This is a genomic window from Streptomyces sp. NPDC003042 (genome assembly GCF_053591315.1).
Map to the genome: position 1 here is coordinate 139,031 of NZ_JBSFTP010000004.1, position 14,336 is coordinate 153,366.

14 protein-coding genes and 1 pseudogene are annotated in these 14,336 nt (G+C 72.5%); 10 read left to right on the forward strand and 5 right to left on the reverse strand.

Annotated elements, in window-relative coordinates; all coding sequences use genetic code 11:
- Window positions 1-744: a dethiobiotin synthase gene (gene bioD / locus ACWDYJ_RS03935; RefSeq protein ID WP_451563863.1), complete on the forward strand. Its 744-nt coding sequence runs from the start codon at window positions 1-3 to the stop codon at window positions 742-744.
- Window positions 745-853: 109 nt separating this feature from the next.
- On the forward strand, window positions 854-1,513 hold the full coding sequence (locus tag ACWDYJ_RS03940; RefSeq protein ID WP_451563864.1) for a class I SAM-dependent methyltransferase: 660 nt from the start codon (window positions 854-856) through the stop codon (window positions 1,511-1,513).
- A gap of 118 nt (window positions 1,514-1,631) precedes the next feature.
- Here the strand turns inward: ACWDYJ_RS03940 and ACWDYJ_RS03945 are convergent.
- Window positions 1,632-2,056, reverse strand: a pseudogene (locus tag ACWDYJ_RS03945) (GNAT family N-acetyltransferase).
- 204 nt (window positions 2,057-2,260) lie between these two features.
- On the opposite strand from ACWDYJ_RS03945, the gene ACWDYJ_RS03950 reads away from it, so the two are divergent.
- The 5 genes from ACWDYJ_RS03950 to mug all read left to right on the forward strand — a co-directional run bounded on the left by ACWDYJ_RS03950 (window position 2,261) and on the right by mug (window position 7,542).
- Window positions 2,261-3,601 carry a hemolysin family protein gene (locus ACWDYJ_RS03950; protein ID WP_451563865.1) on the forward strand — a complete coding sequence of 447 codons (1,341 nt, stop codon included), beginning with the start codon at window positions 2,261-2,263 and terminating at the stop codon, window positions 3,599-3,601.
- Complete coding sequence (locus tag ACWDYJ_RS03955) at window positions 3,598-4,617, forward strand: hemolysin family protein (protein WP_451563866.1); 1,020 nt, start codon at window positions 3,598-3,600, stop codon at window positions 4,615-4,617. Before ACWDYJ_RS03950 ends, ACWDYJ_RS03955 begins: the two co-directional genes overlap by 4 nt.
- Before the next feature lie 104 nt (window positions 4,618-4,721).
- Window positions 4,722-5,492 (forward strand): SGNH/GDSL hydrolase family protein, encoded by a 771-nt coding sequence (locus ACWDYJ_RS03960; protein ID WP_451563867.1) that lies wholly within the window; start codon window positions 4,722-4,724, stop codon window positions 5,490-5,492.
- A gap of 71 nt (window positions 5,493-5,563) precedes the next feature.
- Window positions 5,564-6,997 (forward strand): adenylosuccinate lyase, encoded by a 1,434-nt coding sequence (gene purB / locus ACWDYJ_RS03965; RefSeq protein WP_451563868.1) that lies wholly within the window; start codon window positions 5,564-5,566, stop codon window positions 6,995-6,997.
- Window positions 6,994-7,542 (forward strand): G/U mismatch-specific DNA glycosylase, encoded by a 549-nt coding sequence (gene mug, locus ACWDYJ_RS03970; RefSeq protein WP_451563899.1) that lies wholly within the window; start codon window positions 6,994-6,996, stop codon window positions 7,540-7,542. Before purB ends, mug begins: the two co-directional genes overlap by 4 nt.
- Here mug and ACWDYJ_RS03975 read toward each other — a convergent pair.
- The 3 genes from ACWDYJ_RS03975 to ACWDYJ_RS03985 are packed head-to-tail and all read right to left on the reverse strand — an operon-like array spanning window position 7,539 to window position 9,703.
- Window positions 7,539-7,976: a hypothetical protein gene (locus ACWDYJ_RS03975; RefSeq protein WP_451563869.1), complete on the reverse strand. Its 438-nt coding sequence runs from the start codon at window positions 7,974-7,976 to the stop codon at window positions 7,539-7,541. The two genes, mug and ACWDYJ_RS03975, sit on opposite strands and share 4 nt — an antisense overlap.
- 40 nt (window positions 7,977-8,016) lie before the next feature.
- Window positions 8,017-8,769: an ABC transporter permease gene (locus ACWDYJ_RS03980; RefSeq protein WP_451563870.1), complete on the reverse strand. Its 753-nt coding sequence runs from the start codon at window positions 8,767-8,769 to the stop codon at window positions 8,017-8,019.
- A 22-nt stretch (window positions 8,770-8,791) separates the two neighbouring features.
- Window positions 8,792-9,703, reverse strand: coding sequence for an ATP-binding cassette domain-containing protein (locus ACWDYJ_RS03985; protein WP_451563871.1), 912 nt, complete (start codon window positions 9,701-9,703; stop codon window positions 8,792-8,794).
- Between the two features lie 108 nt (window positions 9,704-9,811).
- Here ACWDYJ_RS03985 and ACWDYJ_RS03990 point away from each other — a divergent pair, with 108 nt between their 5' ends.
- The 3 genes from ACWDYJ_RS03990 to ACWDYJ_RS04000 all read left to right on the forward strand — a co-directional run bounded on the left by ACWDYJ_RS03990 (window position 9,812) and on the right by ACWDYJ_RS04000 (window position 12,896).
- A complete protein-coding gene (locus ACWDYJ_RS03990; protein ID WP_451563872.1) occupies window positions 9,812-10,987 on the forward strand; it encodes a sensor histidine kinase in 1,176 nt (391 codons plus the stop codon).
- A 4-nt stretch (window positions 10,988-10,991) separates the two neighbouring features.
- Window positions 10,992-11,642, forward strand: a complete 651-nt coding sequence (locus ACWDYJ_RS03995; RefSeq protein ID WP_451563873.1) for a response regulator transcription factor — start codon at window positions 10,992-10,994, stop codon at window positions 11,640-11,642.
- Between the two features lie 99 nt (window positions 11,643-11,741).
- Window positions 11,742-12,896, forward strand: coding sequence for an ROK family transcriptional regulator (locus tag ACWDYJ_RS04000; RefSeq protein ID WP_451563874.1), 1,155 nt, complete (start codon window positions 11,742-11,744; stop codon window positions 12,894-12,896).
- 547 nt (window positions 12,897-13,443) lie between these two features.
- On the opposite strand, the gene ACWDYJ_RS04005 is transcribed toward ACWDYJ_RS04000, so the two are convergent.
- Complete coding sequence (locus tag ACWDYJ_RS04005) at window positions 13,444-14,199, reverse strand: GntR family transcriptional regulator (RefSeq protein ID WP_451563875.1); 756 nt, start codon at window positions 14,197-14,199, stop codon at window positions 13,444-13,446.
- Between the last annotated feature and the right edge of the window lie 137 nt (window positions 14,200-14,336).

The window sequence follows — 14,336 nt, forward strand, 5'->3', positions numbered from 1 at the left end:
ATGTCCGTACTCGTCGTGTCCGGTACGGGCACGGAAATCGGCAAGACGGTGGTCACCTCGGCGATCGCGGCGGCCGCCGTCGCCGCCGGCCGGTCGGTGGCGGTCCTCAAGCCCGCGCAGACCGGAGTCGGCCCGGACGAGCCCGGGGACGCGGCCGAGGCCGTCCGCCTCGCCGGCCCGTCAGTGACCGCGCTGGAACTGGCCCGCTACCCCGAGCCCCTGGCCCCGGACACGGCTGCCCGGCGGTCCGGCCTGCCGTCGCTCGCTCCCGCCGACATCGCGGAAGCGGCGGCGCGGCTGGCCGCCTCGCACGACCTCGTACTGGTCGAAGGCGCGGGCGGGCTGCTCGTACGCTTCGACGGGGCCGGCCACACCCTGGCCGACGCGGCCCGGCTGCTGTCGGCGCCGGTCCTGGTGGTGGCCCCGGCGGGGCTCGGCACGCTGAACTCCACGGCGCTGACCGCCGAGGCCCTGCGCGCCCGGGCCCTGACCCCGCTGGGTGTGGTCGTCGGCAGCTGGCCGGCCGCGCCGGACCTGGCCTCCCGCTGCAACCTGGCCGACCTCCCCGAGGTCTCCGGGATCCCGCTGCTGGGGGCCGTGCCGCAGGGCTCCGGCCGCCTGGACCCGGCCCGCTTCCGCGCGGCCGCCCCAGGCTGGCTGTCGCCGGCCCTGCACGGCACCTGGTCGGCGGAATCGTTCCTGACCGCCTGGGCACCCGAGCCCCTCGGCGCGGTCCCGGCGTAGCGGCCGGGCGGGCAGGGCGGGTTTCGGGGCGCGTACGGGCGGGGAACAGCCCGGCAGGGCACCCGCACCGCACTCGAACCAGCCCCGATCCGCCGCCCGGAGGCCTGCCATGCCCGCACCTCCCCCCGATACGGTCCACCACCCGCTCTTCGCCCGGTTCTACGCCCGCGTCAGCACCGCCGCCGAGACCCGCGCCGGTATGGCCGAGCTGCGCCGCGAGCTGCTGCACGGCGTGTCCGGCCGCGTCATCGAGATCGGCGCGGGCAACGGGCTGAACTTCGCGCACTACCCCCGCGCCGTCTCCGAAGTGGTCGCCGTCGAACCGGAGCGGAGCCTGCGCCGGCTGGCGTCGTCCGCCGCGCTGCGCGCCGAGGTCCCGGTGGACCTCGTACCGGGTGTGGCGGAGGCGCTTCCGGTCAAGAGCGAGGCCTTCGACGTCGCCGTCGCCTCCCTCGTGCTGTGCACCGTGCGAAGCCTTCCCCGCGCCCTGGCCGAACTCCACCGGGTGCTGCGCCCGGACGCCGAGCTGCGTTTCCTCGAACACGGCCTCGCGCCCGGCCCCGGCATGGCCGCCGTCCAGCGCGCCCTCGACCGGACGATCTGGCCACGCCTGTTCGGGGGCTGCCACACCGCGCGCGACCCGCTCGCCTCGATCGAGGCGGCCGGCTTCCGGATCGTGTCGCAGCGCGCCTTCCGCATGCCTGAGCGCGGCCCGGCCCTGCCCACCTCGTACTGCGTCATCGGCTCGGCCCGCCGCTCCCGCGACTAGGGAGTGTCGTCAAAGTAGCTCCGGCCGCCCGAAGGGGGCCCCACCGGCCAGGAGGGACTTTGACGACACGACCCAGGGGTGTCCGGCGCGGGCCGGGGCCGTCCGGCCGGGTGCGGGCTCAACCCTTGAGCGGTTTGACCCAGCGCGTCCAGGTGTCCTCGGGCTGATAGCCGGCCGCGTCCCACGCCCCGTGCGCCCGCGCGTTGCCGCCCCGCACCATCGCGTCCGCCCGCCGCCCGCCCAGCGCCGCGAACCGTTCCTCGGCCGCCGCGAGCAGCGCCGAGCCGATGCCCTGCCTGCGGTGTCCGGGGTGGACGGCCAGCCGGTAGAGGTGGCAGCGCCAGCCGTCGAATCCGGCGATGACGGTGCCGACGAGTTCTCCGTCGCGCCGGGCGAGCAGCAGCGCCTGCGGGTCCCGGTCGTGGAGCCGCGTGACGCCGGGCAGGTCGTCACTGAACTCGTGCCCTTGGCCGCTTCCTTCCAGAACTCCAGGACGGCGGTCAGGTCGGCCGCCGCGGCGGGAGCGATGTGGAGATCGTTCATTGCGGGATCCCATCACCGCGCACGCTCCGCCGAAAGAATGATCCAGCACCTTTGCCTTTCCTTTACCATGGGGCAACGGTTCCTCTTGAACGAAAGGTGTGAGCGTCCGCCCATGGGCGAGCCTCCCAGTCCCCGACATCCCCGTACGCGACATCGCGCGGTCCCCCTCCTCCTGACTGATCATGGGACGGAGGTGAACGAGCGATGACCGAAGTACTCCTGCTCGCCGTGGCGCTACTGCTCTGTGTTGCCTGCGGAGTCTTCGTGGCGGCCGAGTTCTCGCTGACGACCGTCGAGCGCAGCGGGCTCGAACGCGCCGTCGAGCGCGGTGAGCGCGGCGCCGACAGCGCCCTCACCGCCGTCCGCAGTCTCACGTTCCAGCTCTCCGGTGCGCAGCTCGGCATCACCGTGACCGGCCTGGTCATCGGCATGATCTCCGAGCCCTCGATCGCCGCCCTGCTCCAGGGCCCGTTCCGGGCCATGGGCATGTCCTCGGCAGCAGCCTCCTCCGCCGCCCTGGCGCTCGGCACCGTGGTGTCGACCGTCGTCCTGATGGTCGTCGGCGAGCTGGTGCCGAAGAACTGGGCGATCTCCTCCCCGCTGGCCATCGCCAAGCGGGTCGCGACCATGCAGCGGGTGTTCAGCCGGGCCTTCAAGCCCCTGATCAGCCACCTGAACACCACAGCGAACCACCTGGTCCGGCGCCTCGGCCTGGAGCCCGCCGAGGAGCTGGCCTCCGCCCGTACGCCCCAGGAGCTCATGGCGCTGGCCCGGCACTCCGCGAAGGCGGGCGCGCTGGAGGAGGACACCGCCGAGCTGTTCGTCCGGACCCTGAACCTGGCCGACCTGACCGCGGAGAACGTCATGACCCCGCGCGTACAGGTCACCGCCCTCGACGTGCAGACCACCGCCGAGGACGTGGCCAACGCGACCAGGGCCACGGGCCTGTCACGCTTCCCGGTCTACCGGGGCAGCCTCGACACCGTCGTCGGCACGGTCCACATCAAGGACGTACTGGCGCTGCCCGCCGAGGAACGCCGCCGCTACCCGGTCTCACAGCTCCTGCGCGAGCCGCTGCTCGTACCCGAGTCGCTGACCGTGGACCGGCTGCTGGACCGGCTGTCCGGGAAGCAGACGATGGCCGTGGTCATCGACGAGTACGGCGGCACGGCCGGAGTGGCCACGCTCGAGGACATCGTCGAGGAGGTCGTCGGCGAGGTGCGCGACGAGCACGACCCGCACGAGACCTCCGACCTGGCCCCGGCCGGTACGGACGACCGCGGACGGACCTTGTACTCCGCCGACGGCGCCGCGCGCATCGATCAGCTCCGGCACATCGGACTGCGGGTGCCGGACGGGCCGTACGAGACCCTGGCCGGGCTGATAGCGACCGAGCTGGGCCGGATCCCGGCCGTCGGCGACAGTCTGGAACTGGGCGGATGGCGCTTGGACGTCGTGGACGCCAGTGGGCGGCGGGCCGCGCGCGTACTGCTGTGCATGCCGGACGGAGCCGCCGGCGACGAAGGTACGGAGGAGGCCCGATGACCGCGATCCAGTTGCTGATCGGCTTCGCGACGCTGGTCGTCAACGCTTTCTTCGTCGGCGCGGAGTTCGCGATGATCTCGGTCCGGCGCAGCCAGATCGAGCCGTACGCCGACCAGGACGACCGGCGTGGCCGCGCGGTGCTGTGGGGCCTGGAGCACCTGTCGGCGCTGATGGCGGCCGCGCAGCTGGGCATCACGCTGTGCACGCTGGTGCTGGGCGTGGTGGCCGAGCCGGCCATCGCGCATCTGCTGACTCCCGTGTTCGACCTCTTCGGGGTGCCGTCCGGGCTGGCGCACGGGGTCTCCTTCGTGGTCGCGCTGGCGCTGGCGACCTACCTGCACATGCTGTTCGGCGAGATGGTGCCGAAGAACGTGGCGCTGGCCGAGCCGGTGCGGACCGCGCTGCTGCTGGGGCCGCCGCTGGTGGCGCTGACCCGGGCGCTGCGGCCGGCGATCTTCGCGATCAACGCCTTCGCCAACGCCCTGCTGCGACTGCTGCGGGTGGAGGTGAAGGGCGAGGTGACCGCGACCTTCTCGAACGACGAGCTGGCGCGGATGGTCAAGGACTCCAGTGACGCGGGGCTCATCGACGACCGGGCGAGCGAGCGGCTGCACGACGCGCTGGGACTGGGCCGGCGGCCGGTCACCGATGTGGTGCTGCCCGCGGACCGCGTGGTTCCGGCCCGGGAGGGCATCACGCCCGCCGGGCTGGAGCGGCTGTCGGCGCGGTCGGGGTACTCCCGTTTCCCCGTGATCGACGCTCAGCACAAGATCCTCGGCTATCTGCACGTCAAGGACGCTCTCGACGTGGCGGAGCGCGATGAGCCGTTCCCTGTGTCGGCGCTGCGCCCGATCGCACAGGTGCGGGCCGAGACACCGCTGGACGACGTCCTGACCGCCATGCGGCGCAGCCGTACTCACCTGGCGGCGGTCCTCGGGGAGGACGGCGCCATGACCGGTCTGGTCACGATGGAGGACGTCCTGCGCGAGCTGTTCGGCCGGTCGCCCTCCGCCTGACCCGCTCCTGACCCGCTCCTGGCCCGGTCCTGGTCCTGGTCGCGGTCCCGTACGGTCAGCAGCCGTGCGGGGCCGCCGTACCGCGCGGTAACATTCACCCCGCCATGGAGATGAATGCCTCTTACACCAGTTTCGTCGCGGTCGGCGACTCCTTCACCGAGGGCATGTCCGACCTGCTCCCGGACGGCTCCTACCGGGGCTGGGCCGACCTGCTCGCGGCGCGGCTCGCGGCGCGTGAGCCGGGCTTCCGCTACGCCAACCTCGCGGTCCGCGGCAAGCTGATCGGGCAGATCGCCACTGACCAGGCGCCGGTGGCCGCCGCCATGGGCGCCGACGTGGTGACCCTCGTCGGCGGCCTGAACGACACCCTGCGCCCCAAGGTCGACATGGGCCGGGTCCGCGCTGACCTGGAATCGGCCGTCGAGCTCCTGGCGCCCTCCTGCAAGCACCTGGTCCTGATGCGTTCGCCCGGCCGTAACGGGCCGGTGATGGAGCGCTTCCGCCCGCGCATGGAGGAGCTCTTCGGCATCCTGGAGGAGCTCGCCGAACGGCACGGCGCCCTGCTGGTGGACCTCTACGGGGCTCCCGTCCTCGCGGATCAGCGCATGTGGGACGTCGACCGGCTGCACCTGACGCCCGAGGGCCACCGCAGGGTGGCGGAGGCCGTCTGGCAGAGTCTGGGCCTCCCGGCCGAGGACGACTGGCGGGCCGAACTGCCGCCCGCCGCCGCCCCCGGCTGGCCGGTACGCCGCGTCGAGGACCTGCGCTTCGCCCGCGGCCACCTGCTGCCCTGGATCGGCCGCCGCCTGACGGGCCGCTCGTCGGGGGACGGCCGCCCGGCGAAGCGTCCGGAGCTGCTGCCCTACGTCTCGTAGTAAGACACAATCGGCGCCGCGTCCCCTACCTGCGTAAACGCACAGCCGCGGCGCAAGTAGAATCCCTACACGTGACAGCCAAGCCCCGCATCCCCAATGTCCTGGCCGGCCGCTACGCCTCCGCGGAGCTCGCCGTCCTGTGGTCCCCCGAGTACAAGGTGACGCTGGAGCGGCGGCTGTGGCTCGCCGTGCTGCGCGCCCAGAAGGACCTCGGCATCGAGGTCCCGGACGCCGCCCTCGCCGACTACGAGCGCGTCCTGGAGACGGTCGACCTCGCCTCCATCGCCGAGCGCGAGAAGGTCACCCGGCACGACGTCAAGGCCCGGATCGAGGAGTTCAACGCCCTCGCCGGCCACGAGCACGTCCACAAGGGCATGACCTCCCGCGACCTCACCGAGAACGTCGAGCAGCTGCAGATCCGGCTCTCGCTCGAACTGGCCCGGGACCGCACGGTCGCCGTCCTCGCCCGCCTCGGCAAGCTGGCCGGTGAGCACGCCGAGCTGGTCATGGCCGGCCGCTCCCACAACGTCGCCGCGCAGGCCACCACCCTCGGCAAGCGCTTCGCGACCGCCGCCGACGAGCTGCTGGTCGCCTACGCCCGCCTCGAGGACCTGCTGGAGCGCTACCCGCTGCGCGGGATCAAGGGCCCGGTGGGCACCGCCCAGGACATGCTCGACCTGCTGGGCGGCGACGCCGCCAAGCTCGCGGACCTGGAGCAGCGGATCGCCGGCCACCTCGGCTTCGCCCAGGCCTTCACCTCCGTCGGCCAGGTCTACCCGCGATCGCTCGACTACGACGTGGTCACCGCCCTGGTGCAGCTGGCCGCCGCGCCGTCCTCGATCGCCAAGACGATCCGCCTCATGGCCGGCCACGAGCTGGTCACCGAGGGCTTCAAGCCCGGCCAGGTCGGCTCCTCGGCGATGCCCCACAAGATGAACACCCGCTCCTGCGAGCGCGTGAACGGTCTGATGGTGATCCTGCGCGGCTACGCCTCGATGACCGGCGAGCTGGCCGGCGACCAGTGGAACGAGGGCGACGTCTCCTGCTCCGTCGTCCGCCGGGTGGCCCTGCCCGACGCGTTCTTCGCCTTCGACGGCCTGCTGGAGACCTTCCTGACGGTCCTCGACGAGTTCGGCGCCTTCCCCGCCGTCGTCGCCCGTGAGCTGGACCGCTACCTGCCCTTCCTGGCCACCACCAAGGTCCTGATGGGCGCGGTGCGGGCCGGAGTGGGCCGCGAGGCCGCCCACGAGGTCATCAAGGAACACGCGGTGGCCTCCGCGCTCGCCATGCGCGAGCAGGGCGCCGAACGCAACGAGCTGCTGGAGAAGCTGGCCGCCGACGAGCGGATGCCGCTGGACCGCGCGCAGCTGGACGCCCTCATGGCCGACAAGCTGTCCTTCACGGGCGCCGCGGGTGACCAGGTCGCGGCCGTGGTCTCCCGCGTCGAGGCCATCGCCAAGCAGCACCCGGAGGCCGCCGGGTACGCGCCGGGGTCGATCCTCTGACCCCCGACCAGCTCGACGCCGCCCGTGACCGTGTCCTCCCGGACGTGGTCGCGGGCGGTCTGCGTGTCCTGTTCTGCGGCATCAATCCGGGTCTCCTCTCCGCCGCGACGGGCCACCACTTCGCCCGCCCCGGCAACCGCTTCTGGCCTGTGCTGCACCTTTCGGGCTTCACCCCGCGCCGGCTTGCCCCCGCCGAGCAGGACGAGCTGCTGACCTACCGCCTGGGCATCACCAACGTCGTCGCCCGGGCCACCGCCCGCGCGGACGAACTGTCCGCCGAAGAGTTCCGCGAGGGCGGCCGTATCCTGACGGCCAAGGTGGAACGCCTGCGCCCCCAGTGGCTGGCCGTGGTCGGCGTGACCGCCTACCGCACGGCTTTTGGCGAACGGAAGGCCATGATCGGCCCCCAGGAGCGGACCATCGGCTCCACCCGCGTCTGGGCCCTGCCCAACCCCAGCGGACTCAACGCCCACTGGACCGCCGAATCCATGGCCCAGGAGTACGCCCGCCTCCGCGCGGCGGCCGAGTCCTCCGGCGGCGTCTAGGGCGGGTCGATCACCGTGACCCCTGCCATCAGCAGGTACGGGTCACCGCCGCCCCACTGGGCCACGTAGGCCACGAGCCAGTGGTCCTCGGCCCGCCACAGGTGCACATGGTCGGTGCTGTCCCCCACTTCCTGCCACGGCTCCGGTATCTCCTCCCCCTCCAGCCTGCGCTCGCCCAGCGATCTCACACTGAAGATCTGCGCCCGCCCCCACCGGTCGGCCAGGGCCTGGGTGAGCGCCCCGTATTCGGCGTTGATCTGATCGGTGGCCTCGATCCGCCCGGAACCGTCGTCCTCCCAGAAGTCCGCCGTGCGGCCCACCTGGACCAGGTGGTAACCCGGACCGCTGCTCCGCCCGCCGGACCGGACCGGCTCGCTCGGGAACTCCCGCCCGCGGAGCCGGTCGATCGTGTCGAGATGCTCTACCGTGGTCATACCGTCAGTATCCCGACGCCCACTGACAACTGGCCCTGCGTCACGCGTCCCGGCGCCTCACCGCGAACCAGCCGGCGGCCAGGGCCACGAGCGCCCACAGCGCGGCCACCGCGAGCCCGGTCCAGGGGCCGAGGGATCCCTGTGCCTCCAGGCGCATCACCATCTGGCCCGCCCGGTCAGGCATGAACTGCCCGGCCCCACCGGCCACCTGGCCGACCACGAAGGGCACGATGAGGACGAACGGTATGAGCAGGCTCATCACCAGCGTGCCACTGCGCACCAGCGCGGTCAGGCCGGCCGAGAGCAGGGCGATCAGCGTCAGGTAGACGCCGCTGCCGAAGACGGCCCGCGGCACCCCGGGGTCGCCCAGGGCGAGGGCGTACTGCCCCATGAAGGCCTGCCCGGCGACGAAGGTGACGAGGCCGGTGATCTGCCCGACCACAAAGGCGAGACCCGCCACCACGGCGGCCTTGGACAGGTACAGACGGGTCCGGTTGGGTACAGCGGTGAGCGAGACCCGCAGGGCTCCGTTGCGGAATTCTCCGGCGAAGGCGGTGGCGCCGAAGGCGATGGCCGCTATCTGGCCGAAGTTGACACCGTAGAAGGCGCCGAGCAGACGGTCGTCCCCCAGGGCACCCGGCTCCGCCGTACCGATCGCCGCGGCGGTGAGCGCCGTGACGCCGGCGGTGGCGACGAAGACGGCTATCAGCGATCCGAGGACCGAACGGGCTGACCGTATCTTGATCCACTCCGAGTACAGCACGGGGACGGTGGGAAGGGCGGCGGCGGTCATGGCAATGGCTCCCATCGGGTTGTCAGGCGGTGGCGGAGAAGGGGGTGCGGTCGGCGGTGAGGTCGAGATAGGCCTGCTCCAGTGAGGCCCGCTCGTCGGAGAGCTCCAGCACCGCGATGCCCTCACGGGCCGCGAGGGCGCCGATCCGCTCGGCCTGTATGCCGTCGACGGTCCAGCGCCCTTCCCCGGCGGCGGCCATCTCGTAGCCCTCGTGGGCCAGTGCTGCCCGCAGCCGGACCGGGTCCGAAGTCCGCAGCCGCACCTTCGGCGCACTGCGGGCGCCGATGAACTCCTCCATCGACGTGTCGGCGAGCAGCCTGCCCTGCCCCAGTACGACGAGGTGGTCGACGAACGAGGCGGACTCGGCCATCAGGTGGCTGGAGACGAACACCGTGCGCCCTTCGGCGGCAAGGCCGCGCATCAGTTCACGGATCCAGATGATGCCCTCCGCGTCGAGGCCGTTGGTCGGCTCGTCCAGCAACAGGACACCGGGATCACCGAGCAGCGCGGCGGCTATGCCGAGACGCTGGCGCATGCCGAGCGAGAAGGCACCGACCCTGCGGCGGGCCACGGCCGCTATACCGGCCTGTTCCAGGACCGCGTCCACCCGGGAGGCCGGGATGCCGTTGGCCGCGGCGAGTGCGAGGAGGTGGTCGCGGGCCCGGCGTCCGCCGTGGGCCGCCTGGGGGTCGAGCAGCGCCCCCACCTCGTACAGCGGGTTCCGCAGGTCGGTGAACCTGCGTCCGCCGATGGTGGCGGTGCCCGCGGTCGGCCGGTCCAGGCCCAGCAGCAGGCGCAGGGTGGTGGACTTGCCGGCCCCGTTGGGTCCCAGGAATCCGGTGACCTTCCCGGGCAGGACGTCGAAGGTGAGGTGGTCCAGGACCCGTTGGGCGCCGTGGTCCTTGGTCAGTTCGCGGATCTCGATGCGGTTCATGGCTCAAGGTTCGCCGTCGCGCCCCTCCCCCTTCCTCCCCCATGCGAGGGTGGCGTCTCCCCCACATGGGGGAGACGCCGCCGAGGCGGCCCCTGCCAGGATGAGGGCATGTACCAACTGCTCCGTGCCCCGTTCAGGCCGGTGACGTACTCGCGCTGGCTGCACTTGTGCGTCCCGCTGCTGCTGCTTGCCCTGTGGATGTTCATCATGCCCACGAGCCCGTGGGTGCCCCTGCTGATCGTCATACCCTTCGGCTTCGTACCGTGGGTGCGGCTGGCCGAGGGGCTCCAGGCCCAGTTCCTGCTGACCCCGCAGGACCGGGGCGCCGAGGACAGCGGCATCACTGCCGCCGCCTCGCAGCGCTGGAGTGACCGGTGGCGGACGCTGCTGTGGCTGGAGATACGGCTGGTCGTGGCCGGTGGCGCCATGTTCGCGACGGTGTGGCTCCCGGTGATGTCGGTGGAGCTCATCGCGACCGCGCTGGGGCATCCCCTCACCGCCGACCCGGCCCTGCCCTTCTCCCCGTCACGCTGGGTCGCCGCCCTGCTCGCGCCGGTACCGCTGGTCGTGCTCCTCGTCGTCGTGGTCCTGCTCGGCGAGCTGATCACCGCGATGGCCCGGCAGTTGCTCGGGCCGTCGGCGGCCGAGCGCCTGACCGCGCTGGAGGCGCGCACGGAGCAGCTCTTGGAGCGGACCCGCATCGCACGGGAGCTGCACGACTCCATCGGGCACGCGCTGACCGTGGCAGTCGTCCAGGCGGGAGCCGCGCGGGCGGCCGGCGACCCGGCGTTCACCGACCGCGCGCTGAACGCGATCGAGGAGACGGGCCGGGCCGCGCTGGAGGATCTGGAGCGGGTGCTGCTGGTCCTGCGTGAATCGGCTCAACCGCCGTCGCAGCGACCGACACTGGTGGAGGCCGACAGACTGCTGGAGTCGGCCCGGGCGTCGGGTGCGGCGGTGGACGCGCAGCTGACGGGGCCGCTGGAGAAGTTGCCCGGCCCCGTCACCCGGGAGGGGTACCGGATCCTTCAGGAGGCTCTCACCAATGTGCTGCGGCATTGCGGTCCGGTCCCCGTACGGGTGCGGATCGAGATGGCCGTGGGCCGACTGGATCTGGAGGTGACGAACCCCATGCCGGAACAGCCCACGCTCATGACGGGCACGGGAAGCGGGCTGCGCGGGATGCGGGAGCGGGCCGCGCTGCTCGGCGGCGAGGCCGAGACGGGACCGTACGAGGGCAGTTGGCGGGTGCGCGCCCGGCTTCCGCTGGAGCGAATACGCTGACCGGATGCCGGTAACCGTACTGCTCGTCGACGACGAGCCCCTGGTGCGCGCGGGTCTGCGCGCCGTCCTGGACGCCCAGCCCGACATCGAGGTGGTGGGGGAGGCCGCCGACGGGGCCTCCGTCATCCCGCTCGTGCGCCGGTTGCGGCCGGACGTGGTGGCGATGGATGTGCGGATGCCGTTGCTCGACGGGATCGAGGCGACCCGGGCGGTCCTGCGGTCGGTGGACAACCCGCCGAAGATCCTTGTCGTCACCACCTTCGAGAACGACGAGTACGTCTATCAGGCGCTGCGCGCGGGGGCGGACGGCTTCCTGTTGAAGCGGGCCAAGCCTTCCGAGATCGTGCACGCGGTGCGGCTCGTGGCGGAGGGTGAGACGCTCCTGTTCCCCGCGGCCGTACGGGCCCTCGCAGCGGAGTACGGGAACCGGCAGGCGCGCACGGTACTGGAGCGGGCGGCGCTGACGGAGCGCGAGGAGGCTGTGCTGCGTCTGATGGCACGCGGGCTGACCAACGTGGAGATCGCCGGACAGCTGATCGTCGGCACGGAGACGGTCAAGTCACACGTCAGCGCGATTCTGGGAAAGCTGGGGGCGCGTGACCGGACGCAGGCGGTGATCACCGCGTACGAGTCCGGATTCGTAGCCCCGGCCTGAGAGGAAGGGCTGATTCCTGGCAAGGGGGGCTGCTCTCGCCGCCGTGCCCCGTGCGCAGTACGATCCGCGTGACAAGGCCGCTAGCTGGGAGGACACACGTTGGGGCAGCTGACCGGCGGGGATCCCTCTCTGCTCCGGCGCATCAATTCGGCCGTGGTGCTTCGGGCACTGCGCGCGGCCGAATCGCCGACCCTCACCGACCTCACCCGCCTGACCGGGCTCTCCCGGCCGACGGTCGAGGGCGTCGTGGAGGGCCTCATCGGCACCGGGCTCGTGGTCGAGGCCGATGCGGAGGAAGGGGCGCGGCGTCAGGGGCGGCCGGCCAGGAGATTCCGGTTCCGGGCCGAGGCGGGACATCTGCTGGGCATCGAGATCGGCTCGCACCGGATCGCGGTGTTGCTGTCCGGGCTGGACGGCCGGGTGATCGGAGCCGGAACCAAGGACGTCGCCGAGAACGCGTCGGCCGACGAACGGCTGGAGCGCGTCAGGGCGGCGGTCGCCGATCTGCTGCGACGGGCCGGCGTACCCCGCGACTCCCTGAGGGCGGTCGGCGTCGGCAGCCCGGGAATCGTGGAGGCGGACGGTACGGTCCGCCTCGGGACGGCGCTGCCCGGCTGGACGGGGCTGCCGCTCGGGGAGCGGCTGCGGCGTTCGTTCCGCTGCCCGGTCCAGGTGGAGAACGACGCCAACGCGGCGGCGGTCGCCGAGCACTGGAAGGGAGCCGCCCGGGACACCGATGACATGGTGTTCGTGATGGCGGGGCTCAGCCCGGGGGCGGGTTCACTGATCGGTGGCCGACTGCACCGGGGCTTCGGCGGTGCGGCAGGCGAGATCGGCGCGCTGCACCTCCTGGGGCGCGAGGTCACGCCGGAGCGGCTGCTGTCGACGACGGGCGAACCGCTGCACCCGTTGGACGAGCCGGCGGTCGCAGAGGTGTTCGCGATGGCCAAGCGGGGCGACGAGCGTGCGGTGGCCGCCGTGGAACGGTTCCTCCAGCGGCTGGTGCACGACGTGGCCGCGCTGGTGCTGGCGATGGATCCGGAACTGGTGGTCGTCGGCGGCTGGGCGGCCCGCCTGGACGGGGTCCTCGACCCACTGCGCCACGAGCTGGAGCGGTACTGCCTGCGCCCGCCGAGGGTGGCACTCTCGCTGCTCGGCGAGGCCGCGGTGGCCACCGGGGCGTTGCGGCTCGCGCTGGACCACGTGGAGGAAGAACTGTTCGCGGTGGAAAAGACGGTCACCGCCCGTCGGTGACTCCGTCGGTGGAGGGGGATGGTGGGCCGCCCGTCGGTGACTCCGTCGGTCGAGCCGGGCCTGTCCACCGGTGACCCCGTCGGTCGAGCCGGGCCTGTCCGCCGGTGACTCCGTCAGTTGAGCCGGGCCTGTTCGCTGCGGGTGGGCCACTCCGGTCGATAAATCGCGGACGCAGCGGTGCCTGCGCAGGGCGGCCACGCTTGGTCGCTGGGCACGCGGGTGGGCGAGCGAGGTCCACCCCGTGCCCCGCCCCGACCCCGCCCCGCGCCGGAAAGCTGGAGGGGCCTGCATCCGCCGGGCGGCATCGGCCCAGGCCGGCGCTTCGCCGACCCGGTCACGACCACCGGGCCTGAGTTCCCGCAACTGCCGCAGAATGGAGCGCGCTTGGGTCGTCCCCGCCGGTCGGTGCGCTGCGACAGGCAGCCCCGTGGGGTGTGGCGTCAGGAAGCGCCGCCCGCGCCCGCCCGGATCGGCAGCCGTGGGTACAGCGATGCCCCGGACCTGTGTGGCCCGGGGCATCCCCGTACATATGTGGCGCGCCGTCAGGTCAGGACGCCGCGCGGGTTTCGGTGATTTCGACGCCCGAGTCGCCGAAGGTGAGGCGGCAGGTGTCGGCGCGGTACGTGGCCACCGAGACCGCGGCCGTGCCCTCGGTGGTGAAGTAGCGGGTGGTCACCAGGAGCACAGGAGCGCCGGGCAGCCGGTCGAGTTCCTTGGCGTCGTCGGCGCGGGCGGAGCCCAGCTCCACCGACCGGTCCTGCCCGTCGAGCGCGAGCCGCCGGAGCTCCCGCAGGACGGCGCGCGCCCGGGCAGGTCCGGCGGGGGCATCGATGGCGGAGAGCCCGGGCACGGACGCGGCGGGTACGTACAGCAGCTCGGCGGCGACGGCCTGGCCCTGGGTGACACGGGTCCGGCGCACGGTGTGCACCGACTGGTCTGCGGCGGTGCCGAGGAGCTTCGCGACCGCGGCGGCGGGGATGCCTTCGGCGGCGTCCACGGCCTCCCAGCCCTCGGCGCTCTCGCCCGGCCAGCTGTGCTGCGCACTGCCGCCGACGGCGACACCGACGCGCGGCGGGGCGACGGTGGTGCCGACTCCGCGGCGGCGCTGCAGGCGGCCTTCGAGTTCGAGCTGTTCCAGGGCTTGGCGCAGGGTGGCGCGGGCGACTCCGAAGCGTGCGGCGAGCTCGCGCTCGTTCGGCAGGACCTCGCCCACGGCGAAGTCCTGGTCGAGCGCCTCGCTGAGCACGGTCTTGAGGTGCCAGTACTTCGGCTCCGGCACCGATTCGAGCTGCGTGGTCCCCACCCTGACTCCTTCTGCCATCGCCGCAATCGCCTTGTCCCAGCGGCAGTTCCACGCCGCGGTTCCGAAGCGTAGTTCCGTGCCTTTGTTTATTAAAGGTTCTTGCACTATCCCTGCGACGATAGGACGGCGTACCCCCT